The following is a 24,389-nucleotide window of genomic DNA, read 5'->3' on the forward strand; positions in this document are numbered from 1 at the left end:
GGAGGGAGCGCCATGTTTCCACATCAAGTTCACAGTTATTTAAGACAGTTTTTCACAGAAAATGATTGCCATATTTTAGGTGAAGATGACCATTATCTCACAGTACAATTAACCATTGATATGGATAAAAGAATTATGAATCGCCCCTTTTATTGGCAATACGTAGAAGCTACGGATGGTGAACCAATCCCTGCACAAGTAACATTTATTACAGATCATACGGCGCTAACGAATAACGTTCGTGGAGAAATAGTGAATTTCGGTTCTCCAAGACTGAATCAGCTGTTTCAAGCAACGAGAGAGCTTGGGACATTTGTTCAAATGTTTGAGAAAGTTGATGCGGCTAAAGAACAGACCATGCTTACACCTTGGCTCGGTGTGAATTATAAAGTATCCTATTGTTGCGATCGAACAAAAGAAATGCTGTATTCTTTTGGCATGAACTTAATGACAGGCATGATTTTAGAGGACTTTCAGGAGGTATTGAGTAAAATTGAATTGGATGCAACTCAGTCTGAGAATGTTTTTCATGTGCAATATATTATTAAGCCCAATCGTGCCCTGCAAAGATTAGACGCTGCAATCGATACGATTATTGGACAAGATAATCATGATTGGGCAGTGGAGGCAAAAAAAAGGTGGCAACGCGATCAGCGCGTATTAGACTATTTTTATGAAGATGAAGAGCAAAAGCCAGAGTGCTATGAGATCGAAAAGAAAGCATTACAAGAACAATACGATGCGAAAATTAAAGTTGAAATTATTAATGGTGGATTATTTTATATGAGATAAATGAAGAGCTGTCTGAAATTCATTCGGACAGCTCTTTTATTATTTTGTATTTCTATCGGATCTATATTTATTCTTTTTCCACGAAGTTTTGTAACTGGACCAGCTTATTATCCCAGAATAAATCAAAATACTGTAACCAGTCTTCAATCTCTTTCAAGCGTTCAGCATGTAATGTATAAATTTTCTCTCGACCCATCTTTTTGGCAGATACAAGCTCGGCTTGCTCTAATATTTTTAAATGCTTGACGACAGCAGTACGGCTAATGGCAAAATGCTCAGAGATATGAGCGATTGGCTTATCACTCGCTGCAAGAAGTTGGAGAACATGACGTCTCGTTGGATCAGCAATTGCTTGAAAAACATCATATTTTTCAGCAAGCTGTATCATTTGGTTTCCACAACCTCTTTTAATCTTTGGTTGATAATCATTGTCCAGCCGCCTTCCATTTTTTCACGAACAGCTTCTGCTGACGTTTTAGCTTTTGGTATGATATGAGATGCTTCTTTCCAACCACCATGAGTTAATGTAAATGTTGTTTGTTCGCCAACCTGTTCAAGTTCAAAGGTTACAAACCATCCATCCGTATCCCAAGAAAAACGCACGAAATGTGGCGCATCCACCTGTTCCACCTTACATGGAGAAGGTCCGAATGGGGATTGTAGGGTAAATTCATGCCCTTCAATGGGCTGAAAATTATTTGGCATAAACCAAGATCCTAGTTTTTCAGCATTCGTAACCGATTCCCACACCTTATCAATAGGTGCATTTAGCGTAATTATTTTTATAATATTTTGTAATTGTTCCGTCATTCTAACATCTCCTGTTGTTTAAATATAACCCTAAGGTGTTATGATTTTATAACACCTTAGGGTTTCGTGTCAATTATAGCAGTGCAAGATATTTTTTATCTATGGTTGTCTTTCCGTATTTCTGTACATATGGTAGAATAATTTTTATAATTTTCAGATATTGAAGGGGGAATTAAAAATGGTAAACGTATCAGTTTTTTTACTGATGTGTGTGTTGCTGATTATTTTACCTGGTCCAGATACAGCCATTGCGACAAAGAATACGCTTACCGTTAGTCGAAAGGGAGGTATACAAACGATACTAGGCTCATGCTGCGGTTTACTGATTCATACGTTAGCCGCAGTTATTGGACTTTCTGCAATTATTGTAAAGTCAGCATATGTATTTACAGCTTTAAAATACGTAGGTGCAGTATATTTATGTTATTTGGGTGTAAAAACATTATGGGCATTAAAAACAATACGCACTCAGCCTCCTGTGTTAAATGATGAGTCGCAAATCGATAATAAATACGCACATCAATCATGTTTCAAGCAAGGATTTTTGACGAATATTATGAATCCTAAGGTAGCGGTATTTTTCCTAACGTTTTTACCACAATTCGTAGATGCCACGAACGCGACATTTGTGCCATTTCTGATCATGGGTCTCATTTATACTGCTATAACAGCTCTATGGTTTGTGTTCTATGTATTCTTGTTGGATAAAATCAGTTTATTTATGAAAAGACCTACAACGAAGACTGTTATTGAGGGACTAACGGGTACAATTTTAATTGGATTTGGCATTAAGCTTGCATTAGAAAAAGCCCATTAAATATGGGCTTTTCATATGGTTATCTTTATAGAAAAAAGTGTCTTTGCAGATTTTTAGCTATGCTTTATTTTGTTGACTCGCAAACCATTTGTATCTGCAATTGTTGGATTTGCAATATAATGACCACCTTCAATTTACAATATTTGACCAGTCATGAATTTAGATTCATCAGAGGCAAGGAAAACGACTGCATGCCCGATATCATCAGCTTCACCGCGGTAGGGCAGCGCATTAAATTTAGAATAGATATCTAGCATATCTTGTGGCATATTATTTTTTGCGGCGGGTGTTAAGATAAGTCCCGGTGCAATCGCATTGTAACAATAATAGCCATACTTGGCGTTTTTATTTTACTAGCAATCGATGATAAGCCTTTTTTAAATACGGGGCTATTAGCTAAAATATGTCCCGCAGCAAGTACAATCACCATCTGCATTGTAAAGGCCAACAGTCCCCAAAAACCATCTCCCCGGTATGTGACCATATCAAGTGGGGAAGAGTCTGTTAATGTAACTCCTAATAATAAGACTAGCACCGTGAGTATAGTGCCAAATATGTATGGATCAGGCAAATACTTTTCCATAATAGTATTCGAAAATTTAGTTAACGTTTTCACTAAAACCCCCCCTTCCTTTTTCTACCATCCCATATTCATAATATTATATAGAGAATTGTATAGAGAAAATTGATGCAAAGAACAATAAATAAAGCTTTAAATAGAATTACTATTGTGAATTGTTCACAGAAATACCATAATTAAATATTATTTTAGATATAGAAAACCTTATCGCTATTGTATTTATCGTAGTTAACTATTAGAAGAAGGTTAAAAAAAATTTGCATCGAATTTATTACTAAATGAGACTTTTGAAGATTTTTTTATAACAAATTAGAATAAATAAGGAGTTTTTAGATGGAGTTAAGAGATTTAAAGGCACTTATGGCTGTTGTTGAGCATGGAAGCTTTACGAAAGCGGCAAGTGCAACTTTCATATCACAGCCAACTATAAGCAAGAGTATAAAAAAATTAGAAGACACACTTCATGTAGAATTATTAAATCGATCAACGCGTCACGTGGAATTAACCGATGCAGGAAATATCGTTTATAAACAAGGACAGAAAATTATGCGATCAGTTCATGATTTACATAGTTTATTGGATGATTTACTGAACATAAAAACAGGGTCTATTAAATTAGGTGTACCCCCACTAATCGGCACATTATTTTTCCCTGAGATTGCTAGCAAGTTTCATAAGCACTATCCGGAAGTTCATTTAGAGTTAGTGGAAAGAGGTGCTAAACTCATAGGAACTTTAGTGGAGAATGGGGAAGTTGATATGGGTATTGTTGTTTTACCAACGGATGACAAGAAATTTATGGTTCAATCATTTGTAGAGGATCAGTTTTTTGTTTTTATTAATGAGCAACATCCATTAGCATGGCAAGATCATATTTTACTGCAAGATTTGAAGAATGAATCATTCATTACTTTCACAGAAGAATTTACCTTACATGACTATGTGATTCAATCATGTAAAAGCGTTGGTTTTACCCCGATTATTGGCTATAAGAGCTCTCAATGGGATTTAATTGTGGAACTTGTATCATCAAATTTAGGCGTAACACTCTTACCTTATTCGATTGCAGCTAAGCAAACCAACCAAAATGTAAAAAATATTCCATTGCTTGATTTTGCAATGCCTTGGCGTTTAGGTGTCATTACGAAGAAAAATACATATCAATCCTATGCGCTAAAGGAATTGTTAAAAACCATCAGTTCGCAAGAAGAGTAGTAATAAAAGAGTTATGCCATTTAGGAATAAATAGTATTCAAATTAATTCCTTTACTTATAAAATGATAATGATGTAGAATTTTCCTTAATAAACGAGCAATTTTAGGGGGTTTCGATATGGGGATCGGGAAAGTGTGGAATTCGGTTGAGGAAGCCGTTGCTGATATTAAAGATGGAGACACATTAGTTGTAGGAGGTTTTGGCCTATGTGGTATTCCTGAAAAGGCAATTTCAGCATTAGAACAACAGGGTACAAAAGATTTAACAGTTGTTAGTAATAACTGTGGTGTAGATGATTGGGGATTAGGGTTATTATTAGCCAATAAACAAATAAAAAAAATGATTGCATCCTATGTAGGTGAAAATAAAATTTTTGAGCAGCAATTTTTAAGTGGGGAGCTTGAAGTTGAATTAACGCCACAAGGCACGTTGGCAGAGCGTATACGTGCTGGGGGGGCCGGTATTCCTGGTTTTTACACGGCTACAGGTGTTGGAACGCCGATCGCTGAAGGGAAAGAAGTAAAAGTTTTTGAGGGTAAAGAATATATATTAGAAAACGGCATCGTCGGTGACTTTGCACTTGTAAAGGCTTGGAAGGCAGACAAGCTTGGGAATCTGGTTTATCGTAAAACATCACGTAATTTTAATCCATTAGCTGCAATGGCAGGGAAAATTACAATTGCAGAAGTAGAAGAGATTGTTGAAGTTGGTGAACTCGATCCTGACCATATTCATACACCAGGCGTTTTTGTACAACGAGTGTTAGTAGGCGAAAATTATAAAAAACGTATAGAGCGTCTAACTGTGAAAAAGGGGGAAGCGTGATGGTCGATACAAGACAAAGAATTGTAGATAGAGCTGTACAAGAAATACAAAATGGCATGAATGTCAATTTAGGTATCGGTATCCCAACGCTTGTGGCGAATGCAATTCCTGCTGATTATGATGTTCTTTTACAATCCGAAAATGGTCTACTTGGTATTGGTCCTTACCCCGAAGAAGGAGCGGTGGATGCTGATTTGATTAATGCAGGTAAGGAAACTGTTACAGTTGTGCCTGGTGCTTCTTTTTTTGACAGTGCTGATTCCTTTGCCATGATTCGTGGTGGTCATATTGATCTTGCTATTTTAGGTGGCATGGAAGTCTCAGAAACAGGAGATCTTGCAAACTGGATGATACCGGGGAAAATGGTGAAGGGCATGGGAGGTGCCATGGATCTTGTCGTTGGTGCAAAAAGAGTGATTGTCGTTATGGAGCATGTCAATAAAAATGGCGAATCGAAGATTAAAAAGGAATGTGAGCTACCTTTGACAGGAAAAGGGGTTGTTCATAGATTAATCACAGACTTAGCTGTTTTTGATTTTACAGATGAAGGCATGAAGCTGATCGAACTAACGGAAGGCGTATCATTGGAGGAAGTGAAGGCGAAAACCTCTGCGACATTTACTGTGGCACTAGCATAGATATTTATTGAAACCAGGTCGCTATTTTAAGTGAGCTGGTTTTTATATGCACAGCAAAACCACAAAGAACAGTCTAATACTACGTGTGAATCGGAACGCACATTTCCGTAGTTCCAAGTATTGACAAGGGATAATGTTATCATATATATTATTTAGAAATATATTGAAACGAGTTTACGGAAAATTTAATGTGTTACATGCAATGAAGAGAAGAGTAAATAAAATTAATTCTTTACAGAGAACTCCGGTAGCTGAAAGGGAGTAAGACAAATTTTATTGAACCAAGCCTCTGAGCAGCACATTGGAACCCAAATAGGGGGATAGTGTGACAGGAGCTCCTGTTATAGAGCTAGGGTATAGTTTGTTGTACCTGATAAGGTTAATATGGTGACATATTAATAAACAGGGGTGGTACCGCGATTAAAAATCTCGTCCCCAAGACGTTAAAGTCTTGGGGATGAGATTTTTTTATTTTGCTTAAAATGGATTGCTATTTGACGAAAAGCTAAGGGGGAATGGCATTGAATTTGAAATTATTAGTAGAAACTTGGCGGTACCCAATTATTTTATTATGTAGTATTGGTGTGTCAAGTGTGGGAAGCTGGATCTATTTTATAGCCTTAAATCTCATTGTATTGAACATCACAGAATCAGCTCTTGCTGTTTCTGGCTTATATATTATTAGGGCTTTATCAACAGTTTGTACGAATATTTGGTCAGGTAGTGTAATTGATCGTTTGAATAAGAAATATCTCATGATTGTACTGAATATGTTGCAAGCTTTATTCATTGTCGTATTAACTTTTGCATCTTCTTTAGTTTTTATATATGGTATGGTTTTTTTAATCACTATTTTCAGTTCTATCTATCATCCAACATCCATGTCCTATATAACGAAGTTAATACCAATTGAGCAAAGAAAACGATTTAACGCTTTGCGCAGTTTATTGGATTCAGGTGCCTTTTTGACAGGCCCAGCGATAGCTGGCTTAATGTTTACAATAGGTACGCCTAACATGGCTATTTATATCAATGCCATCGCTTTATTTCTATCTGCATTAATAACCTTAGCAATGCCAAATGTCGAAGCTTCTAGACAACTTGTTGAGAAAGCAGAAAATAAATTATCGATTAAGATATTAAAAGAAGATTGGAAGCTTGTTCTAAGATTTAGCGGGAAATATGCATATATCATGACTATCTACTTTTTATTTAGTGCCATGATCGTCATGATGACAGCTACGGATTCTTTAGAAGCTGCATTTGCTACTCAGGTGCTTTCTTTATCTGAAGGTCAATATGGAATTTTAGTGAGCATTGCTGGTGCAGGGGTATTAATCGGTTCATTAACGAATACGCTAATTGTTGAAAAAATACCTACTTCTTGGCTTATTGGATTGGGTTCGTTGATAACTGCATGTGGTTATATAATGTTCGCATTTTCATATACATTTCTACTAGCATCAATAGGATTTTTTATCGTGTCATTTGCAACTGCCTTTGCAAATACAGGTTTTTATACTTTTTATCAAAATAATATTCCTGTGAATGTTATGGGGAGAATAGGGAGTATTTATGGTCTAGTGGAAGCTTTTCTAATCATTATTGTCACTGCTATCTTTGGTGTTGCTTCCGAAGTGCTATCTATCAGAGTTGTTGTCGTTTCAGGCTCCTTAATAATGTTATGCGTAGCCACTATATTATTTATTTTTAATATTCAACGCTCTAAAAATAAATTTTATGCTAACGCTTACGAGGTTAAAGATACATTTTATTAGCTCAATGGGAGAGGGAGTAGATTAAATATTGTTCAAGGAACGGATGTTAATCATCTTCATAATGTAATGTGGATAGGAGTGTGAGGGCATAAATGTGCATACAAGATGTGTTAAATGCAATCATCTATAAATTTGGACGACGCTGTAATAAAAACCGTGCTTTTATTGTGGCAATTGATGGATTAGGCGGAGCAGGAAAAACAACTTTTGTAAACATGCTTGAAGATGGGTTGAAGCGTATATGTCCGGTCAATGTGATACATATTGATGACCATATAGTGGAAAGTAACAAACGCTATAATACAGGATTTGCTGAATGGTATGAATATTACTACTTGCAATGGGATATTGAGTTAATAAAAAATGATATCCTAAACAAGCTTCACTGTAACTATACAGAGATCTTACTGCCTGTTTTCGATAGCTCCACTAATTTAATCACAAATAGAAATATGTCCATAGCGGCAGACAGCATTCTTCTGATTGAGGGGATATTTCTACAGAGACACGAGTGGAGAAGATTTTATGATTATACTTTGTTTTTAGAATGTTCGAGAACCATCAGGGAAGAAAGAGTGTTAAGTCGTGATTCGTATATTGGTGATTTGCAAGCGCGAATAGATAAGTACAATAGAAGATACTGGCAAGCAGAGGTGTATTATATGAAGAAAGAAAACCCAATACAAAAGGCAGATAAAATATGTAATGTGATTGAGTAATGCGCTATCGCAAGTATTTTGGTGATTTCCTCGTTATTTCAGTATGAACAGTGGGGATGAAATAAGACTCTATTCAGACCTTTGACTGTTCTTCCTTCTTGCTATTCGATTATATAATAATCGAAAAGGGGAAAAATATGAGTAGACAATGGACAACGGAGTTACAGGTAACGCAGGTGCGTGTTGCTAGACCGACTGATAAATTACAGGAAATTGAAAAATTTTATTGTGAAGGGGTAGGGTTAGAGAAGGTAGGCTCTTTCATAGGACATCGAGGTTATAATGGTTTGATGATTGGCCTTCCAAGCGCTAGCTATCATTTGGAGTTTACTGAGCATATTGAGGGTAGTCCATGTCCAGCGCCATCAAGAGACAATCTCCTCGTGCTCTATATCCCAAACCACGAAATGATTCAGCGTATCGCCAAGCGCTTAGCGCAGATGGGGTATCCTGAAGTTGAACCGGAAAATCCCTATTGGGCAGAAAAAGGCATGACAATTGAAGATCCAGATGGTTGGCGTCTTGTGTTGATGAACACGGAGGGTATATAAATAATATAATTACAAGGTAGCAATGTAATATAAGCATGATACTGTCCCAATATTGTGGGAAGAATCGTGCTTTTAACTATTTTATGGACCAATTTTTGTTATCTAATCCTAGCATCTTAAATACCTATGGTGGTATATAATAGTGATATCATTAAAGCTCTTTTGTTGGAGGGGATACATTATGCAGCGCATTAAAACAACTGAAGACTGGGGAAATATATTACAACAGTCGGGAGAACAGCCTATACTTTTACTAAAGTTCAGTATGACTTGTATAAGTAGTATTGCGGCATTAAAAGAATTCAAAGCAATAGACACTCATTTGTCCAAATACTTAGTGATTGTACAGATGGAAAGAGACGTATCGAACACCATTGAAAAAGATCTTGGAGTAAAGCATGAATCACCACAGTTTTTAATCTTATTGAATGGGAAAGGAATATGGCAAGCAACTCATTATAAAATAAAGCGTACGCTCTTAACCGATGCAATCAAAACATATGTTAAATAACACGTAGTTCTACTTATGGTCTATGTAAAATACCCTCTTTGTAGATTGTACAAAGATGGGTATTTTTAATGAAAAAAACCGAAGATGAACATTGGAAGGGAAGAGCATGTTATTAATCTTCTAGGGCATCATTTTCAGTATAATGTGTGGCAATTGACTCAATATTTAATTGGTTATAATTGGCCCAATTAACTTCTTTAAAATCTTGTTCATCAAAATAAATGCTTAGTACCTCAGTCATTTTTTCACTTCCGTTAGGTCCAGCTAACGGAGCAGACCAGATAATTGACGGTGTTTTTACGCTTTCTAATTTTGAAATTTCTGCGAATATTTTTGTGGAATCCTTTATCATCTGACTTTTTAAACCTTCACGTACATCGGTATCTTGTATTGAAATGGTGACGATGCCTTTGTCTTCTTCAACAGTGTATTTATTTTTTACAATAGCGCCCACTATATCCTTAACGGATGTGTCTTTATCGACGGCTACTTCTTTTGGTTCGGTATTTTTTCCACAAGCTGATAATAAAAGTGTGAATAGCAGCAAGATGTAAAATAGTTTTTTCATGTTAATTACCTCCCTTGTTACTCCATATATGTTCAAATTGCGTATGAATTATACAAGGAGAGCTTATAAATCCTCTGAAGGGGCGGAAATAGACATCAGCTGCCGTGAGCATACAGTAGAATCTGAGAAAAAGAGCCAGAAACACTCAGTAAGTACCTTTAACAGCAAATTCTAATGTAGAGGTACTATTGGAGGGCAATTATCCCGCCTGCACAACGTAAAACGAATAGGCTGAAATGCCTCGTAGCCCATTCGTGTAATAAATGTATTATAACAGTTGATTTGATTTTCACTGCCAGAATAACTCCTTATTAAGGAGTTTATGAAGATAACCATCCATCTGCTTCGCCGGAACCTGACGTCCGCCTTGAAGCCACCAGATACTGAGCGAGGAAATGACTTCTGAATATACTTCTGCAATGATCTCAATTGGCACCGAAAATTCTTTTCCTTTCTGATTCAGTTCAAGCAGTTCCTGCTTAAGCATTTCTTTCTGATAACTCTTCATATAACTGGTATATATTCGATCATTTATTTGCGTTTGCATGATTTTATCGTATAGCTCAAGATTGGGGTTTTTGGATGCATATTGAAACGGCGTTCGAATCCGTTCTTCTACAGTGAATTTCGTAGATTCATCTTTTGATTGTGATGCGCCTAAAGTCAGTAAGTCAAATTTGTCTTCAAAATGTTTATAAAAGGTAGTCCGATGAACCATCGCCTTTTCACAAATCTGATTTACAGTAATTGAGCTAAAATGCTGTTCCGACAGCAATTCTTCAAACGCCTTCCACAATAACTTGTACGTTCGCCTTACCCTTAAGTCATTTCCCGATCCAGAAGTTTTCATCTACATTTCACCTCAATCTGTAGTGTATCTTTACGTTCTTCCAAAACTGATTCTTATAATAAATAATCTACACATGTATATTATATATCATAAGACTAAGTCTACAACAGATGTAGATAAATTAGGAGAGAATATTCATGAACATGACTGGAACGGTAGCAACGAACAAAAAAATTGACTTAACCAACGTCAAACGAGCACCAATTATCATTTCGTTACTTATCGGCACCTTTGTCGCGATTCTTAATGAAACGTTGTTGAGTAACGCCTTACCAGATTTAATGCAAGCATTTGATATCACCCCATCGACCGTTCAATGGTTAAGCACCGCGTACATGCTTGTCGTTGGCGTTCTCGTGCCGATTACGGCTGTTTTACAGCAGTGGTTTACGACTAACCAGCTATTTTTAACGGCTATGATTACATTTTTAGCAGGTACACTTCTTGCGGCACTTGCTCCTTCATTTGGAATCTTGCTTGCGGGTCGTATTGTTCAAGCATTAGGTACAGGATTACTGCTCCCGATAACGATGAATACAATCCTCATCATATTTCCGCCAGAAAAACGCGGTGGGGCAATGGGGTTAATGGGGTTGGTTATGATGTTCGCACCAGCCCTGGGACCTACGCTTTCGGGCGTTATTATTGATTCACTGAACTGGCGCTGGTTATTCTATATGGTCATTCCTTTTGCGGTCGTCTCGATTATTGTGGGCGCTAAATACTTGACGAATGTAATGGAAATCAAGAAACCAAAAATCGATATTTTGTCGATCATTTTATCCACGCTAGGTTTTGGAGGTATCGTCTACAGTTTTAGTAAATCTGGCGATCTAGGTTGGGCCGATCCAGAAGTGTACTGGACATTAATTATTGGCTTAGTTTCATTAATCTGGTTTATCTTCAGACAATTGAGAATTACAAATCCAATCCTTGATTTGCGAACTTTTAAGTATCCTGTATTTTCATTAATGGTTGTTCTGACCGTCATCGTCATGATGACGATGTTCTTACAGGGTGTAGTATTGGTCACCGCTTTTAAATCCGGTTTAATTATGTTACCGGGCAGTGTATTAAACGGATTGTTTGCTCCAGTATCGGGTAAACTATTCGACAAATTTGGTCCGCGCGTTGTCATTATTCCTGGGGTTATTTTAATTGCAGTAGCGATGTGGTTGTTTACGGGCATTGACGCTTCCGTTAAAACGGGGCAAATTATTGCCATCCATTGCTTATTACTTATTGCAATTGCGCTAGTCATGATGCCAACCCAAACACATGGGCTTAACCAACTGTCTATAGATTTGTACCCGCACGGCACGGCAATTTTCAGTACGCTTCAGCAAGTCGCAGGGTCGATCGGCATGGCATTATTCATCAGTCGAATGTCCGCCGGGCAATCTGATTACTTGGAAAAATCAACTAACCCGAACAATCCGATGGAGATCAGTGCAGCTGCCTTAGCGGGCTTTGAAGCTGCGTTCACATTAGGACTTATTTTTGCCATAATCGCTATAGTTATTTCTCTTTTTATCAAACGTTCCAAACCAAGACGAATAGCAGAACAGCAAAAATAATTCGCTGGATAAAATGTCCTGCGCGGTAAAACAAAATGTTGAAGAGGTATTTAATATTTCAACTCTCGCAACATGAAATCGACAAATAAACCTTAATGTAGCTGGAAAAATCGGCAGTCCAGTTCTGGAATTAACGCTGAATAAACGGTCCCGGCCTGAATTCATAAAACGGATCTTGGTTATCCCGAAGTATATAAACTGGTGTGCCCACGAGAAAGGTAGTAACAATATTAAGGGGCATTCCTGTTAAAAAGATTTTCAAGGGGCATGAAAAAGAAAAAGCCCTCTTGTAGGATGCATGAATGTCAACAGCCATTGACCTATCATTTTGGAAATTTTTTTCCGGAATTGTGCTTGATTATGAGCGAACACAAAAAGATTTGGTTGTAGAATACAATACGTTAAAAGCTGCAACTGGAAATACAACAAAGGCTATATAAATATATTTCTATGTTAATAGGGTTTATTAAACTCACTAGTATTTTAGTATGCTTTGAAATAAATATATAGGCGTTGGCAGACGCTATAGCTCAAAATTGATTTACTCTTTGGTGGCTTATCATTTCAAGTACTATACTCAAATTAAAGCGTGGCGTAATGCTGCGCTTTTTGTTAGCATTTGAAAAAGAGTATGACAGGGGCGTGCATAGATAATGCTATTGATGTATTTGGCGCACTATGCAATCTAGTATACTTAGAGGAACTAAAGGTTAAGAAGGCGCAAGAAGAATACACAAGTCGTAGTTACGAGGAAAGCTATAAGCGTAACTATAAATTCGTCTGGTAGTAGTAGTTACTTTGCCGCTTCACAAAATAACTACACGGATGATGAAAAGAAAGTATTACATGAAATCTACAGGATGGCATCAAAGAAATTCCATCCAGATGTATCAGGGGATGATGGTAGTAAGAAGAAGTTTTTGACTAAACTTAAGGAACAGTGGGAGTTATAAGCGAGGAGAACGAGATATCGTTCTCCTTTGAATTTACTAAAAAGTTGTTATACCCTACAACAGACCAATAAATGCTGATTATGCAAGAGTAATTCAATGTGGTAACAAGTGGCGCTTTATCACAGGTTCTTATAAAATACAGGCAGTTGCCAATAATGCAATTGCAGAGATGAAACGTCTTGGCATTTTATCGCATGCCGAGTCAATACCTGCCTAGCAATAAAGACCAAGATGGCTTAATTGCCGTCTTGGTCATTTTCTAATTCATGATTAAAAATTTATATAACCTTCACCACTGTCTGGGTCATAATATCGAAAATCTCTTATTCCGTGTTTTTCCTGTAAGTATTCTTTTACTATTTCTATATCTTTACCGAAAGTAGGAAATGGAGAGCTTCCAAATCTAATTATATGGGATTCTTCTTCAGATATAGAAGCGTATAGTATTTCTTTTTCATCGTAGTGGAAATCGACATTCCATCCTCTATAACAAATCAAATAAGTTCCATCGTCTTTTAGTCCGCATTTGTCTTCATAAGGAACGATGTTAACATTACATATTTTATCATTTAGTAAAAATGAATCCATTTTGCCTTACTCCTTTATAAATTTTATTTGTATATTGCATTTTAATGGGAATTTTTGATTAAGTACATAGTTATTTTTATCCAGAGATTGAACCGCCGTATACGGAATCGTAAGTACGGTAGTGGGAGAGGTAAGCTAGCCAAAATTTATGGCTAGCCTCATACTTGATTAGTTATGATAATTCTCCATAACTTCTTTATGATTATTTGTAGTATGAATGCACTTGCGAGAAAGGGCTAGTGTATCAATCACTCTAAATTTAATATAAGGCAATTTATGATAGTAGATATTAGTTAGTAAAAATTTCATATTGAAAGAAGCATTATGAGCTACGATTGTATCATCACCTATGAAATCAATTAATTTTGGTAACAAATCTCCTAAATATGAAGCATTTACAACATCTTCTTCAGCAATACCTGTTATTCTAGTTATTTTTGGAGGTATCTCTACACTTGGGTTTATGTATGTAAAAGATTCTTCTACTTTTTCAAAATCTCTGTATTTTACAGCTGCAATTTGAATGATTGAGTTTTCTTCATGATCAAGCCCTGTTATCTCAAAATCCAATACCACAAAATCAGTAACGAGCTTTCGTATTTTCGAATAATTTAAAGCTTGTTGATATTCTTCTCTTCTTCGATGACCTACTTCAATGATAGATGCGTAGGTTTGTCCTCCACAATCTGAAAACCAATCATCTAGATCTTTTAATCTTTTAAATTCTAAACAAGCAACTAATAATTTATGTGATTTAGAAATGAATTGGCTTTGCAAGGTGAAAAGAAAAAGGAATACATGAATGAGTCAAGTAATGCTGTTTGATTTTATGGACTCATTACCATTAGCCGATAACTTGAAAGATGAATTGCATAAGGTTGTATTAGCTACTCAGGTTCATAGTACACCTGATTTCATTAGAGCTAAGAACGTACTATTTAAAATTGCTATGGATATTAAAGAAAGTGTACTGACAGTTTCTAGTACATTAAGAGCCGTATTTGTAGGGGCATATAGTAAGGCTGTTGAGCGATTTGATACGAAGTTGAATAAATCATCTTCTATAGAAGAAACAGCAAATAGAGAGCGTCCAGTGTCTTTTTATAACTGGCTTAATGAGCGTGATAGTCTTCCACAAACTATAGTTCAATGTGCACCAGCGTTAGAAAATTGGTTGGAGTGGTAAATAAGAAATTTAATTCAGGTACTATTATATGAGCATTTAGTCGAAAATTACTTGTTTAGTTTTAGCAACAACAGGGTTATTAAAGAAAATAAATACTAAAGCAAAAAATACTTTCTTTTACCATTCATCCTGAAGTTAAACACATCCCTTCAACAGGTTGCATAGTATAATTTTATAATGTGCGAGAGGATTGAGGTAAATGTACTACCCTTATTATGGTAATGCCCCTATGTATAATTATAGTTATCAACCTGTGTATTGGACCTATCCCAATCAGGTAGAGCACATGGGCAGAAATCCTTATTTTAAGGAAGGAAACATACTAAAGGATTATGGACCTAACCCCTTTGTTATTGATATTGAAAAGATAACTAAACAAAACAATAATTATCGTACAGCGTTATGGACAGGACCAAATTTACAAGTTACTGTAATGAGTCTAGAAGAAGGCGAAGATATTGGTTTGGAAGTGCATCCTAATGTTGATCAGTTTTTATGTATAGAACAAGGTCAGGGAATTGTTCAGATGGGGCCAAGCGAAGACAATTTAAACTTCCAAAGAAATGTCTATGGAGATTTTGCAATAATGGTCCCTGCAGGAACATGGCATAACATAACGAATAAAGGAAACGAACCATTAAAACTTTACACGATATATGCTCCTCCTAACCATCCATTCGGTACAGTACATGTAACGAAAGCTGATGCAATAGCTGAAGAAATAGACTATGGTAATGGATAAATGAAGGATTAGAGGGTGTTAAGAGAAAGAAAGATTTTAGAATTGTTAATCGGATTTTAGTTGAACAATTTTAAACAAGATTACTCCGTGATGGGTGGTCTAATTTTTTGTCTTTAAAAGAGTAGTTGTATATATAAGGAAGACCACCTTTTTTAGAAGGATGGCATCAAAGAAATTCCATCCAGATGTATCAGGGGATGATGGTAGTAAGATGAAGTTTTTGACTAAACTTAAGGAACAGTGGGAGTTATAAGCGAGGAGGACGAGATATCGTTCTCCTTTGAATTTACTAAAAAGTTGTTATACCCTACAACAGACCAATAAATGCTGATTATGTACGAATTGTTCAAGATGGTAACAGGTGGCGCTTACTACTGGCACATACGCAACTCAAGCAGTTGCCAATAATGCAATTGCAGAGATGAAACGTCTTGGCATTTTATCGTATGCCGAGTCAATACCTGCCTAACAATAAAGACCAAGATAGCTTAATTGCCGTCTTGGTCATTTTCTAATTCATGATTAAAATGTTACATAACAATCTTCATCTCTGTCTGGGTCAAAATATTGGAATTCTCTTACCCCGTGTTTTTCTTGTAAATATTCTTTTACTATCTCTATACCTTTATCAAAAGTATGGAATGGGTTACTTTTAAATCTTATTAAATATGGACTTTCTTCAGATATAGAAGCATTTAATATTTCTTTATCATCGTAGTGAAAATGGGCTCTCCATCCACTATAACAAATCAAATAGGATCCATCGTCTCTTAGTCCGCATTTATCTTCATAAGGAACGATGTTAACATTACATATTTTATCATTTAGTAAAAATGAATCCATGTTGCCGTACTCCTTTATAAATTTTATTTGTATATTGCATTTTAATGGAAATTTTTGATTAAGTACATAGTAATTTTAATACATAGATTGAACCGGCGTATACGGAACCATACGTGCGGTGGTGTGAGAGTTCGGCTAGCCTCCTACACGATATTATGATAATTTCTCCATAACGTCTTGAATAAAAGAATCTCTATATTCAGATTCAAAAATAGAAACACCTTTTTTATTCGAAATTTGCAGTATTTCTCCAATCTTTGTTTCATCACTCTCTTTAAAGGCCTTTTCAATATATTGCAAATCCTGCTTGAAATGTTGAATAAATGTATCCCCTTCTCTTTGAATATCGCTAGCAATAAAGTCAAAAGATAAAAATATTTTCGTTGGAATAATAATTGTATCAAACGTATAAGTTAGAGCTTTCAAAGGAACATAAGAAATGTCTTCTTTATATTCATATTTCTCGATAATAGGTAAAATTTCATTCACTAGTCTTTGTATTGCTTTAACATCAAATACTTGGGTATATTCCAAGTCATTGATATTAATAATATCTTGTATTTTATCATATTGATTTTGATGTAATAGTTGTTTAAGATATAGGATTTCTTCTTTGAATTTTAAGCGTTCTTTTCTAGATAGTTTCCTATGATCAATAACCGCATCTTCAAGTTGTTCCCACTCAACCTGTGGGGCAAAATAGACTTGTAAAAAATACTTAGTTTCATCAAGGTTTTCCATTCAGATAACTCCCTTATTGATTGTATTCTATTAACGGTGCTGTGAAAATAATGTAAAATCCTTCTTCATAAAATCCTGATTTCTCCAAAATGATATAACTTTTTGTTAGATCTGTATACTTTTGCTTTGTGCGCTGTGAAATACCGTAGCCAATCGGATATTGATGGTTTGATTCTAATCTAATACGTCTACGTGATTCACTAGAGTCTTCCCATAGCCATTGAGCAATTTCTTGGCTATGCATATTCAGTATTTCATTGACAACTTGAATCGCCATATCTCTGTTATAAAAGCAAGTAATATCATTAAAAGAAGTTCTAATTTTTCTTTCTAGTTCTTCATTTGGCAAATCATAAAACATTATATCTCTTTTTGATTGCATTCTTTCAACCCCCTTAAAAGCTTATAAAAATTATGTTAATAAACCATAAACAAAACTTCAAGATTTTGATTATTTAACATATGGATATGCTGTTTTCACAATAAAGCCATATTCATTACTATCATCTCTCTTTAGTACTACTATACCTGTATCAAGTTTGTCAGATCTCTTATATTCTCTGTCTTTGGCAATATATTTGTATCCATATCCTAAAGGGGTTTTAGATTTGTGTTTTCTAGAAGCAAACTCATCTTTGTTTGAATTTTTTAACCAAGAAGCAATTTTATCAGCTTCGTCAACTAAAACAGTATTAACAAATTCTTGCATGACTTTTTGATTTGAAAATTTACTAGCCCCGCGTTTGGCTTCTGTTTTAGATCGATATTGTAATTGTTCATCTGTAATATTTATGTGTTTTTCAAATGTGTGTCCAATACCTTTTTCAGATTCTTTAACAAGTTTTTTCGTAGCATCTATATCCATACCTTCGATTTTTTTAGCTGATGTTTTTACTAAAGCATCTTTTAATTTTTTTGCAGTAGAGGAACTCAAATCATATTTATCTATAATTACATCAGCAAATTTTTTCAACTTGCTAACACTTGGTCCAGGAACTAAGTCAACTAAAGCCAATGCAATATCTGCAACCTTTGATTTAGGGTCTACTATTGTCTTATAAGCATTATAAATGTCTTTTGCAGTACCGACTCCGGGAATAAAATCAGTTGCTATATCAAAAACAGTTTCTGCAATATCCATATATTTATTTGAAGATTTAGCCACATATAGTTGTCTTGATTCATCGGAAATTTCTACTGTATCTAACGATGCTATTCTCACGCCGTTCATGCTATTAGTAGAATAGAGATTGTTAAGTGTTGTACTACCAATACTAGATGAATCAACATTATAAAAAATTTGATAACCAGTATCTGATCTAATATTAGTTGAATTGTTAGAACTTGAATTAGATTTTATGTTAGTAACGTGTGACCTTACAGCATTTTCTAGTGCAGATCTTGATTCAGTTATAACTCGTTTAGGAATGTGTTTACTACCTTTAGATGAATTACTAGTGCTTGAGTTTGATATTCTTTTTGCGGCCATTTTACTTAAGCCTTTTGTTAGTTTAGAACTGTTTGTAATATATGTACTAATTTGTTTAGAACCGGGAATACTTCGAACCATATACAAAACCACCTATAAATTATTTTTTTACGTTTTTTTGGCAATAATTAGTATATGTTACCAAAGTTGTATTAGCAATTCATTTTTAAGTGTGTAATTTTGTATATTAAGCAAATTTATTCTCTGTTAGGAACAAATATCAAATACCAAGAATATAAAATTTTTTGCGAAAATATGGAATTATATGACAATTATGAGGGGTATGAAGGTAAGGTTAAAAATAGATTATTTAGGGTTATCTGTTAACCGAAATTTCTATTATATAAAACTTGGTTTAAAGTAACTTGGCGAGATTGGGGTTGATCAAGAATTGCATATAAATACTATGGAGGGGTGCTTTAATAGCATATCTCTATTTAAATATGTTATTTTAAATTTTTGCTCACTATTTGCACACTACAAGAAAATCAAATAAAAAACTCGCCCTCCAGTACAGCAGGGTGAGTCACTTCAAAGCCATGTGGCTATAAGATTAAAGTAAAAAAGCCGCGTATGCCGTATGTCTTATAGAAAGTTTTAAACCACCACTCCTCAAATGAGTTGTTGGATGTGATTTATTTGTAAATAATTACAATAAATACTGTTATTCAAAGGTTTTGGATTAATTCTTATCATGCTTTATCATTAATTACAATTATTTATAAACAATTTTAACCCCGCTTTAACCCCAATATAACCCCAGGGGTTGGAGGAAATTAAAGTGACAAATACTAATTGGAATCCAGGTTCACCAGCTATGAAAACTGAAACAGAAAATTATATTGCACAGGCGGTTAAGAATGGGATTATTCAGGAATCACATTTGAAGGATTTACAGAATGGCACTATGACTACGGACCGTTTAATGGGGTTGTATATTACGATTCAGCAACGTAAGAATAAATAGTATTGTTCAGTTTTTGTTGAGAATGATGTAGTAATCTATAAATGTCATTGTAAACAAACAAATGAACACGCATAAACCAATGACGAAGCCCAGGTACTCAATTAATTTTGAGCCTGGGCTTTTTTTAAAGGTATTATAACGTTTGCAGAAATGTGAAAGTATATTATGTGAAATGGAGGGGTTTATTTTTGTATAAACAAGATGAAATGGGCTATGTAGAGAAAAAGCCATTTCATATGCCTCTGCAATTAAATTCATCTACAAAAAATACATGGGAATTAAAGTACCAACAGAACGAAAAATCTTACAAATACCAAATAATCAAGCTTTCCAATCCAAAGTTGAAGAAGGGGTTATTTGTATATTGGATTTTAATTCTTTATCATAGTTTTTATACTTTTTAAATTCAAAATTCATACTTTCGACATCCCCATTTAATTCGATTAATACGCCCCATTTTTCGGAAAATCCATTAGGCTCTTCTTCCATTAGCAAAGGTATATCAAATCCCGCAATCGCATATCTAGGAGATATGTTTTTCTTGCCAATAATAGGTATTTCATAAATACCTATTATTTGTTCTTTATCATTATGTGATTTATACCAATTGAATTTAATTATGGTATCTTGTTGAATTTCATTTAGTTGTACTAAAACTTGAACACTTGAATCTGCTGAGCAAAAAACTTTTTTTGCATTGACTGCTTCAAAGTTTTCATTGACATATTCACATAGTGTAATTTTTTCTATATACACAAAAGATTACCTCTTTATTTTGTTAGTCCAAAAAATTTAGCCGTCGAACCCGCAGCATATTTTACAGATCCACTAACTGCTCCGGATATGGCACCTATATTTGCTCCTGCTACAGCACCACCAACTGCCCCAACTTTAGGTAATCCAGTATTTTTCCCTCTAGCTGTACTAAGAATTGTAGCGCCTGCATAACCTGTAGCACTTCCTACTGCAGCACCCTGAGCTGATTTTTTTGCAATTTCTTTCCCCACTGTATTTGAATCACTCCAACTATTTAAAGTTGATTTTGCACTAGATATTATTGACATTATTAACTACAACTCCCTTTTTAAATTAAATTTCAATATAACAAAAATAAACCTAATTGTAAATATAACACTTGAAAAGTTGTAGTATTGTGTAATTTGTGGTAATTTTTATACATTGTTTAATTATATGAGTATTTTTTTCTTGATTTGTAGTAATATTAAAATCAAAAATTATTAGGTTTGGTGGTAATAGTTAATGAATCCTTTATATATTGGAGTAATAGCAATTATTATAGGTATTATTTTGATTCCTGTAGGTTATTCTGAATTTAAGAAAGAATTGAAAATTGTTAAAGAGCAATCTAAGAAAAAGCGAATATTTGTATATTTAATTACATTTATTGGGTTTTTAAGCTTGGATAATTTTATAGGATGGATATTTAGCTTAGGTATATTATTCATCTTTATAGGGACTGCCTTTATTGTTTTAACAATTTTTTGATTCTCAACATCAAATAAAATTGTTATTGTAAGATATTTAGTGACTGAGTTTAATTTAATCAAAAATGTATACAAGTAAATCTAGTGATATCAGAGGTTATTTTTTATTTAATTAATTTGAAAAGTGTACTTGACCTGTAAAGGCTACCATAAAGGTAGTCTTTCTTTTCTTTATTTCCACAAATTGTTAGTAAGCCTGTTGATAAAAAGAAGAAACCACTTAAAGGTCCACGAATAGTTGGGTATATTGTGCGGAGATAGAAAAAGACCACCCATAATTGAGTGGTCTGTGCTATTATTTATCATTAATTATCGTGAATTTTAACACCAATTTAACACCAAGTGAGGTTTTTGCAATATTGTTAAATGGTTATTGAACTTTCATAAGTAGCTCTAAACCCTTGGTACATCTAAGTTAGAGTAAAAGCCGCGTATGCCGTATGTCTTATAGAAAGTTTTAAACCACCACTCCTCAAAGTGGGTGTTCGCAGAAGTTATCCTGTTTATCCTCATGCACCTTGGTGTGAGGCCCGTCATTCCAACTCCAATAATAAAACTCCCTTTTACAGCTTAAAGGTTAAAACTTAATATTATACGAACAATGCAGCCTTTATGGATATAATACGGCATGATAAACGAACTTGCAAGTAAGATGGTTTTTGAAAAAAAGTCAATGGGCAAGCATTAGAAATCATGGATTATTTTAAAAGTTAATGCAGTGATTACTTGACATGCTTCATATATTTTTCACAAATACGAACGAAAAATACGAACAACCTTTGCGTAATAGTACTAAGTATGTAAAGATAGGAGCATATATAGGATTTACCTAGCAAAAAAGTAAAGGGAGGAAGCGGAAATGTCAGCTTATCCAAATTGTCCGAAATGTAATTCAGAATATACGTATGAGGATGGGTCAAACTTTGTCTGCCCAGAATGTGCGCATGAGTGGAGCACTACTTTAACGGAGCAGGAACCAGATGCATTGATTGTGAAGGATGCAAATGGCAATCTGCTTGCAGATGGCGATTCAGTAACAGTCATAAAGGACTTAAAGGTAAAAGGCAGTTCTTCGACATTAAAGATTGGTACAAAGGTAAAGAGCATACGACTTGTTGATGGAGATCACAATATCGATTGCAAGATTGACGGTTTCGGTGCCATGAAATTAAAATCAGAATTCGTGAAAAAATTATAACAACAGTTAGAGCAGAGTCGGGAAACTGACTCTTTTTGATTTTTATAATGCTTTTGAGACACTATTTGTTAATGGAAGTTGAGCGCTCAATGCTCAGCTTTTTTTTGTCTAAAAAAATTTAGCAATTACTGTAACATTTAGCAGAGACAGACGTTTTTCTATTGATTAAACGGAACGAGGGGAATGGCATGGACAGATGGCGGAAAAACGAGCTTGAAAAGCTTTATGAAAAATACGCGAGATCGTTATATTATTTTCTGCTGAAAATGTCTGGATCGGTACATATAGCGGAGGATTTAGTACAAGAAACATTTGTACGAGCTACGGTATCACTATCGTTTTATGAAGAAGAGGATGTGAGAGCTTGGTTATTTAAAGTAGCGAGAAACACGTATTTAGATGAATGGCGAAAGCAAAAGAGGCGAAGGACTATCCCATTTGCACATTTGTTTTGGAAGGATGAAATGCTTAGCCCTTATGGCTTGCCAGAAGAAGATTTTTTAATGCAAGAAAATGTAGAGGATGTACAAAAGCTATTGAAATACCTGCCTGAAAATTATCGTACGATTTTATATTTACGAGAATATGAACAATTTACGTATCAGGAGTTACAAGAAGCACTTGATTTATCGGAAGGGCAAGTGAAGGTAATGTTGCATCGTGCACGAAAACGCTTAGTGGAAATAGTTAAAAAGAATGGAGGTTTTTTATGATGGATGATTGGTCGCGAGATAAAGAAAAAAAGGTTATGCGTAAGTATCGCTTTACTTTAACAACACGAGTACTACGTGTGTTGTTAGTCTGCATAGCTATTTATAGTTTATATATAATGGGGATATCGATTGTTTTTAATAAAATCCATCCAGATCGTCAACATATTTATTATTCAATGCTAGCACTTGAATGGCAGCAGCCAAACATAAAAAGTCCATTTTTCTCGGGATCATCAGCGGATATTTCCCCGCTTCTGACGCAAAAATATAGCTCCCCACTTATTAAACAGGTAGGGAAAGAAGATGTTGTAGTGGGAGAAATGCATATGGAAAAGACGTTATGGAATTCTTTTTCATCCATGACCATGGATTTACCACCGGATAAACCAACTCAGAAATTAAGCTTTCATTTACCCGAGGATCCTAAAACTGGGAAGGCAACAGTAGCATATTCTAATGACAGAGTATGGAAGACGTTAGACAAACTACCAGAGGGTACAGTAGCGGAAGTTGCCTTTTCTACAACGACATTTATGGAGCCAGTTGAGCTGATGAGAATGCTTGCTTCGTTTGATGTGCATATTGTCTGGATGCCGTTATATACAGGAGAATTTAAATCATTTGAACCGAAGGGTTACGGCAGTGGAAGTGGGTCACTTACTGTTTATGATAGAATCGGTTTATCTGGAGGCATGAAAGTTAGCGATGATTTTTCCACGATAAGGGAAGCTCGTTACTTATCAAATAGTATTCAAGATAGTCAGCGTTGGATGTTAGAGAATATGGAAAATCTTCTAAAGAATGAACGAAAGAGTTATTATGAGAAATTTCTTGGTTTGAGCCATTTACAGGAACGCTTTGATTTTTTAAAAGACAACGGTTTTCAAGTATATGGTGCTGTTGTGACTGGGCCGACAAAGGAATTATTAAAACTCCGTGATGTAGAAGGTATTTCAAATGAAATACTTGGTGAAATAGATTTTTGGAATTGGGATGATTGATAACAGAATCTAACTTTAAAAGTATTAGATAATCGCAAAGAAGGAAGCCGTTAATCAAAACTGAATAGAATCAAAGCTGGTCCGAAAGTCAAAAAAGTATGCTAGGAGTACTTATAGCATACTTTTTTTGATATACAGTAAGCCCGAATTATAAAAAAATAGGCGCACCTTTTCGGTACGCATCACGAATAGCCGTATATCATTGATTTTTTTATCAGATATACGGCTATTT

31 protein-coding genes, 1 other RNA gene, 1 pseudogene and 1 other annotated feature are annotated in these 24,389 nt (G+C 35.0%); of the genes and pseudogenes, 18 read left to right on the forward strand and 15 right to left on the reverse strand.

Annotated features, from left to right (window positions below):
- The first annotated feature begins 12 nt into the window (after positions 1-12).
- Positions 13-792 (forward strand): YqhG family protein, encoded by a 780-nt coding sequence (locus ACQKII_RS22895; protein WP_427462745.1) that lies wholly within the window; start codon positions 13-15, stop codon positions 790-792.
- Between the two features lie 67 nt (positions 793-859).
- On the opposite strand, the gene ACQKII_RS22900 is transcribed toward ACQKII_RS22895, so the two are convergent.
- Positions 860-1,180 carry an ArsR/SmtB family transcription factor gene (locus ACQKII_RS22900; protein ID WP_427462746.1) on the reverse strand — a complete coding sequence of 107 codons (321 nt, stop codon included), beginning with the start codon at positions 1,178-1,180 and terminating at the stop codon, positions 860-862.
- Positions 1,177-1,602, reverse strand: coding sequence for an SRPBCC family protein (locus tag ACQKII_RS22905; protein WP_427462747.1), 426 nt, complete (start codon positions 1,600-1,602; stop codon positions 1,177-1,179). The genes ACQKII_RS22900 and ACQKII_RS22905 overlap by 4 nt, the downstream gene beginning before the upstream one ends.
- Positions 1,603-1,780: 178 nt before the next feature.
- Here ACQKII_RS22905 and ACQKII_RS22910 point away from each other — a divergent pair, with 178 nt between their 5' ends.
- Complete coding sequence (locus tag ACQKII_RS22910) at positions 1,781-2,419, forward strand: LysE family translocator (protein ID WP_427462748.1); 639 nt, start codon at positions 1,781-1,783, stop codon at positions 2,417-2,419.
- Positions 2,420-2,556: 137 nt separating this feature from the next.
- Here ACQKII_RS22910 and ACQKII_RS22915 read toward each other — a convergent pair.
- A pseudogene (locus ACQKII_RS22915) lies at positions 2,557-2,736 on the reverse strand (SDR family oxidoreductase); the annotation flags it as partial.
- Positions 2,709-3,002: a TIGR00366 family protein gene (locus tag ACQKII_RS22920; RefSeq protein WP_427462776.1), complete on the reverse strand. Its 294-nt coding sequence runs from the start codon at positions 3,000-3,002 to the stop codon at positions 2,709-2,711. The pseudogene ACQKII_RS22915 and the gene ACQKII_RS22920, both read right to left, overlap by 28 nt.
- Before the next feature lie 330 nt (positions 3,003-3,332).
- Here ACQKII_RS22920 and ACQKII_RS22925 point away from each other — a divergent pair, with 330 nt between their 5' ends.
- The 7 genes from ACQKII_RS22925 to ytxJ all read left to right on the forward strand — a co-directional run bounded on the left by ACQKII_RS22925 (position 3,333) and on the right by ytxJ (position 9,236).
- Entirely contained in the window at positions 3,333-4,214 is an 882-nt protein-coding gene (locus ACQKII_RS22925) for a LysR family transcriptional regulator (protein ID WP_427462749.1), read from the forward strand.
- Positions 4,215-4,331: 117 nt separating this feature from the next.
- The gene (locus tag ACQKII_RS22930) at positions 4,332-5,039 is read left to right on the forward strand and encodes a CoA transferase subunit A (protein WP_427462750.1); all 708 of its coding nucleotides are present in this window, start codon (positions 4,332-4,334) and stop codon (positions 5,037-5,039) included.
- Complete coding sequence (locus ACQKII_RS22935) at positions 5,039-5,677, forward strand: 3-oxoacid CoA-transferase subunit B (RefSeq protein WP_427462751.1); 639 nt, start codon at positions 5,039-5,041, stop codon at positions 5,675-5,677. Before ACQKII_RS22930 ends, ACQKII_RS22935 begins: the two co-directional genes overlap by 1 nt.
- Positions 5,678-5,870: 193 nt before the next feature.
- Positions 5,871-6,117, forward strand: a binding site (T-box leader).
- Positions 6,118-6,198: 81 nt separating this feature from the next.
- Entirely contained in the window at positions 6,199-7,455 is a 1,257-nt protein-coding gene (locus tag ACQKII_RS22940) for an MFS transporter (protein ID WP_427462752.1), read from the forward strand.
- 92 nt (positions 7,456-7,547) lie between these two features.
- Positions 7,548-8,174 (forward strand): kinase, encoded by a 627-nt coding sequence (locus ACQKII_RS22945; protein ID WP_427462753.1) that lies wholly within the window; start codon positions 7,548-7,550, stop codon positions 8,172-8,174.
- 137 nt (positions 8,175-8,311) lie between these two features.
- Positions 8,312-8,725, forward strand: a complete 414-nt coding sequence (locus ACQKII_RS22950) for a VOC family protein (RefSeq protein ID WP_427462754.1) — start codon at positions 8,312-8,314, stop codon at positions 8,723-8,725.
- 181 nt (positions 8,726-8,906) lie between these two features.
- Positions 8,907-9,236, forward strand: coding sequence for a bacillithiol system redox-active protein YtxJ (gene ytxJ, locus ACQKII_RS22955; protein ID WP_427462755.1), 330 nt, complete (start codon positions 8,907-8,909; stop codon positions 9,234-9,236).
- A gap of 112 nt (positions 9,237-9,348) precedes the next feature.
- On the opposite strand, the gene ACQKII_RS22960 is transcribed toward ytxJ, so the two are convergent.
- Together ACQKII_RS22960 and ACQKII_RS22965 are read right to left on the reverse strand one after the other, a co-directional pair.
- The gene (locus tag ACQKII_RS22960; protein ID WP_427462756.1) at positions 9,349-9,804 is read right to left on the reverse strand and encodes a hypothetical protein; all 456 of its coding nucleotides are present in this window, start codon (positions 9,802-9,804) and stop codon (positions 9,349-9,351) included.
- 289 nt (positions 9,805-10,093) lie between these two features.
- A complete protein-coding gene (locus tag ACQKII_RS22965) occupies positions 10,094-10,654 on the reverse strand; it encodes a TetR/AcrR family transcriptional regulator (RefSeq protein ID WP_427462757.1) in 561 nt (186 codons plus the stop codon).
- Positions 10,655-10,791: 137 nt separating this feature from the next.
- Between ACQKII_RS22965 and ACQKII_RS22970 the strand changes: the two genes are divergently transcribed.
- The gene (locus tag ACQKII_RS22970; RefSeq protein WP_427462758.1) at positions 10,792-12,231 is read left to right on the forward strand and encodes a DHA2 family efflux MFS transporter permease subunit; all 1,440 of its coding nucleotides are present in this window, start codon (positions 10,792-10,794) and stop codon (positions 12,229-12,231) included.
- A gap of 302 nt (positions 12,232-12,533) precedes the next feature.
- Positions 12,534-12,671 carry a hypothetical protein gene (locus ACQKII_RS22975; RefSeq protein ID WP_427462759.1) on the forward strand — a complete coding sequence of 46 codons (138 nt, stop codon included), beginning with the start codon at positions 12,534-12,536 and terminating at the stop codon, positions 12,669-12,671.
- Between the two features lie 783 nt (positions 12,672-13,454).
- Here the strand turns inward: ACQKII_RS22975 and ACQKII_RS22980 are convergent.
- Complete coding sequence (locus ACQKII_RS22980; protein ID WP_427462760.1) at positions 13,455-13,772, reverse strand: hypothetical protein; 318 nt, start codon at positions 13,770-13,772, stop codon at positions 13,455-13,457.
- A gap of 168 nt (positions 13,773-13,940) precedes the next feature.
- Positions 13,941-14,549: a 3'-5' exonuclease gene (locus tag ACQKII_RS22985; RefSeq protein WP_427462761.1), complete on the reverse strand. Its 609-nt coding sequence runs from the start codon at positions 14,547-14,549 to the stop codon at positions 13,941-13,943.
- Positions 14,550-14,574: 25 nt separating this feature from the next.
- Between ACQKII_RS22985 and ACQKII_RS22990 the strand changes: the two genes are divergently transcribed.
- Positions 14,575-14,958 (forward strand): hypothetical protein, encoded by a 384-nt coding sequence (locus ACQKII_RS22990; RefSeq protein ID WP_427462762.1) that lies wholly within the window; start codon positions 14,575-14,577, stop codon positions 14,956-14,958.
- Between the two features lie 199 nt (positions 14,959-15,157).
- Positions 15,158-15,700, forward strand: coding sequence for a cupin domain-containing protein (locus ACQKII_RS22995; protein ID WP_427462763.1), 543 nt, complete (start codon positions 15,158-15,160; stop codon positions 15,698-15,700).
- Positions 15,701-16,222: 522 nt separating this feature from the next.
- Here ACQKII_RS22995 and ACQKII_RS23000 read toward each other — a convergent pair.
- The 4 genes from ACQKII_RS23000 to ACQKII_RS23015 form a co-directional block, all read right to left on the reverse strand.
- A complete protein-coding gene (locus ACQKII_RS23000; protein WP_427462764.1) occupies positions 16,223-16,543 on the reverse strand; it encodes a hypothetical protein in 321 nt (106 codons plus the stop codon).
- Positions 16,544-16,696: 153 nt separating this feature from the next.
- Positions 16,697-17,284, reverse strand: a complete 588-nt coding sequence (locus ACQKII_RS23005) for a hypothetical protein (RefSeq protein WP_427462765.1) — start codon at positions 17,282-17,284, stop codon at positions 16,697-16,699.
- Between the two features lie 13 nt (positions 17,285-17,297).
- Entirely contained in the window at positions 17,298-17,666 is a 369-nt protein-coding gene (locus ACQKII_RS23010; protein ID WP_427462766.1) for an RNase A-like domain-containing protein, read from the reverse strand.
- A 69-nt stretch (positions 17,667-17,735) separates the two neighbouring features.
- Positions 17,736-18,854, reverse strand: coding sequence for an RNase A-like domain-containing protein (locus ACQKII_RS23015; RefSeq protein WP_427462767.1), 1,119 nt, complete (start codon positions 18,852-18,854; stop codon positions 17,736-17,738).
- A 700-nt stretch (positions 18,855-19,554) separates the two neighbouring features.
- On the opposite strand from ACQKII_RS23015, the gene ACQKII_RS23020 reads away from it, so the two are divergent.
- Positions 19,555-19,740: a hypothetical protein gene (locus tag ACQKII_RS23020; RefSeq protein WP_427462768.1), complete on the forward strand. Its 186-nt coding sequence runs from the start codon at positions 19,555-19,557 to the stop codon at positions 19,738-19,740.
- A 321-nt stretch (positions 19,741-20,061) separates the two neighbouring features.
- On the opposite strand, the gene ACQKII_RS23025 is transcribed toward ACQKII_RS23020, so the two are convergent.
- Entirely contained in the window at positions 20,062-20,496 is a 435-nt protein-coding gene (locus ACQKII_RS23025) for a hypothetical protein (protein ID WP_427462769.1), read from the reverse strand.
- 14 nt (positions 20,497-20,510) lie between these two features.
- The gene (locus ACQKII_RS23030) at positions 20,511-20,804 is read right to left on the reverse strand and encodes a hypothetical protein (protein ID WP_427462770.1); all 294 of its coding nucleotides are present in this window, start codon (positions 20,802-20,804) and stop codon (positions 20,511-20,513) included.
- A 196-nt stretch (positions 20,805-21,000) separates the two neighbouring features.
- On the opposite strand from ACQKII_RS23030, the gene ACQKII_RS23035 reads away from it, so the two are divergent.
- Positions 21,001-21,246, forward strand: coding sequence for a hypothetical protein (locus ACQKII_RS23035; protein WP_427462771.1), 246 nt, complete (start codon positions 21,001-21,003; stop codon positions 21,244-21,246).
- Positions 21,247-21,665: 419 nt separating this feature from the next.
- On the opposite strand, the gene ssrS is transcribed toward ACQKII_RS23035, so the two are convergent.
- A non-coding RNA gene (ssrS, locus tag ACQKII_RS23040) (6S RNA) lies at positions 21,666-21,858 on the reverse strand.
- Positions 21,859-22,104: 246 nt separating this feature from the next.
- Between ssrS and ACQKII_RS23045 the strand changes: the two genes are divergently transcribed.
- The 3 genes from ACQKII_RS23045 to ACQKII_RS23055 all read left to right on the forward strand — a co-directional run bounded on the left by ACQKII_RS23045 (position 22,105) and on the right by ACQKII_RS23055 (position 24,157).
- Complete coding sequence (locus tag ACQKII_RS23045) at positions 22,105-22,443, forward strand: zinc ribbon domain-containing protein YjdM (protein WP_143996396.1); 339 nt, start codon at positions 22,105-22,107, stop codon at positions 22,441-22,443.
- 188 nt (positions 22,444-22,631) lie between these two features.
- The gene (locus ACQKII_RS23050; RefSeq protein WP_427462772.1) at positions 22,632-23,156 is read left to right on the forward strand and encodes a sigma-70 family RNA polymerase sigma factor; all 525 of its coding nucleotides are present in this window, start codon (positions 22,632-22,634) and stop codon (positions 23,154-23,156) included.
- Complete coding sequence (locus tag ACQKII_RS23055) at positions 23,153-24,157, forward strand: anti sigma factor C-terminal domain-containing protein (RefSeq protein WP_427462773.1); 1,005 nt, start codon at positions 23,153-23,155, stop codon at positions 24,155-24,157. The genes ACQKII_RS23050 and ACQKII_RS23055 overlap by 4 nt, the downstream gene beginning before the upstream one ends.
- Positions 24,158-24,389: the final 232 nt, after the last annotated feature.

The sequence above is a fragment of the Lysinibacillus sp. NPDC048646 genome, from assembly GCF_050272295.1.
In the GTDB taxonomy this organism is placed as follows: Bacteria; Bacillota; Bacilli; order Bacillales_A; family Planococcaceae; genus Lysinibacillus.

Bases quoted from the DNA above. Each gene is read 5' to 3' on its own strand.
- ACQKII_RS22925 (WP_427462749.1), top strand. From the start codon at position 3,333: ATGGAGTTAAGAGATTTAAAGGCACTTATGGCTGTTGTTGAGCATGGA.
- ACQKII_RS23010 (WP_427462766.1), bottom strand. From the start codon at position 17,666: ATGCAATCAAAAAGAGATATAATGTTTTATGATTTGCCAAATGAAGAA.
- ACQKII_RS22995 (WP_427462763.1), top strand. From the start codon at position 15,158: ATGTACTACCCTTATTATGGTAATGCCCCTATGTATAATTATAGTTAT.
- ACQKII_RS23005 (WP_427462765.1), bottom strand. From the start codon at position 17,284: ATGGAAAACCTTGATGAAACTAAGTATTTTTTACAAGTCTATTTTGCC.
- ACQKII_RS23030 (WP_427462770.1), bottom strand. From the start codon at position 20,804: ATGTCAATAATATCTAGTGCAAAATCAACTTTAAATAGTTGGAGTGAT.
- ACQKII_RS23045 (WP_143996396.1), top strand. From the start codon at position 22,105: ATGTCAGCTTATCCAAATTGTCCGAAATGTAATTCAGAATATACGTAT.
- ACQKII_RS22910 (WP_427462748.1), top strand. From the start codon at position 1,781: ATGGTAAACGTATCAGTTTTTTTACTGATGTGTGTGTTGCTGATTATT.
- ACQKII_RS23055 (WP_427462773.1), top strand. From the start codon at position 23,153: ATGATGGATGATTGGTCGCGAGATAAAGAAAAAAAGGTTATGCGTAAG.
- ACQKII_RS23035 (WP_427462771.1), top strand. From the start codon at position 21,001: ATGAATCCTTTATATATTGGAGTAATAGCAATTATTATAGGTATTATT.
- ACQKII_RS22950 (WP_427462754.1), top strand. From the start codon at position 8,312: ATGAGTAGACAATGGACAACGGAGTTACAGGTAACGCAGGTGCGTGTT.
- ACQKII_RS22980 (WP_427462760.1), bottom strand. From the start codon at position 13,772: ATGGATTCATTTTTACTAAATGATAAAATATGTAATGTTAACATCGTT.
- ACQKII_RS22960 (WP_427462756.1), bottom strand. From the start codon at position 9,804: ATGAAAAAACTATTTTACATCTTGCTGCTATTCACACTTTTATTATCA.
- ACQKII_RS22945 (WP_427462753.1), top strand. From the start codon at position 7,548: ATGTGCATACAAGATGTGTTAAATGCAATCATCTATAAATTTGGACGA.
- ACQKII_RS22990 (WP_427462762.1), top strand. From the start codon at position 14,575: ATGAGTCAAGTAATGCTGTTTGATTTTATGGACTCATTACCATTAGCC.
- ACQKII_RS22935 (WP_427462751.1), top strand. From the start codon at position 5,039: ATGGTCGATACAAGACAAAGAATTGTAGATAGAGCTGTACAAGAAATA.
- ACQKII_RS22965 (WP_427462757.1), bottom strand. From the start codon at position 10,654: ATGAAAACTTCTGGATCGGGAAATGACTTAAGGGTAAGGCGAACGTAC.
- ACQKII_RS22900 (WP_427462746.1), bottom strand. From the start codon at position 1,180: ATGATACAGCTTGCTGAAAAATATGATGTTTTTCAAGCAATTGCTGAT.
- ACQKII_RS22970 (WP_427462758.1), top strand. From the start codon at position 10,792: ATGAACATGACTGGAACGGTAGCAACGAACAAAAAAATTGACTTAACC.
- ACQKII_RS22905 (WP_427462747.1), bottom strand. From the start codon at position 1,602: ATGACGGAACAATTACAAAATATTATAAAAATAATTACGCTAAATGCA.
- ACQKII_RS22930 (WP_427462750.1), top strand. From the start codon at position 4,332: ATGGGGATCGGGAAAGTGTGGAATTCGGTTGAGGAAGCCGTTGCTGAT.
- ytxJ (WP_427462755.1), top strand. From the start codon at position 8,907: ATGCAGCGCATTAAAACAACTGAAGACTGGGGAAATATATTACAACAG.
- ACQKII_RS23050 (WP_427462772.1), top strand. From the start codon at position 22,632: ATGGACAGATGGCGGAAAAACGAGCTTGAAAAGCTTTATGAAAAATAC.
- ACQKII_RS22920 (WP_427462776.1), bottom strand. From the start codon at position 3,002: ATGGAAAAGTATTTGCCTGATCCATACATATTTGGCACTATACTCACG.
- ACQKII_RS23000 (WP_427462764.1), bottom strand. From the start codon at position 16,543: ATGGATTCATTTTTACTAAATGATAAAATATGTAATGTTAACATCGTT.
- ACQKII_RS23015 (WP_427462767.1), bottom strand. From the start codon at position 18,854: ATGGTTCGAAGTATTCCCGGTTCTAAACAAATTAGTACATATATTACA.
- ACQKII_RS22975 (WP_427462759.1), top strand. From the start codon at position 12,534: ATGTCAACAGCCATTGACCTATCATTTTGGAAATTTTTTTCCGGAATT.
- ACQKII_RS22895 (WP_427462745.1), top strand. From the start codon at position 13: ATGTTTCCACATCAAGTTCACAGTTATTTAAGACAGTTTTTCACAGAA.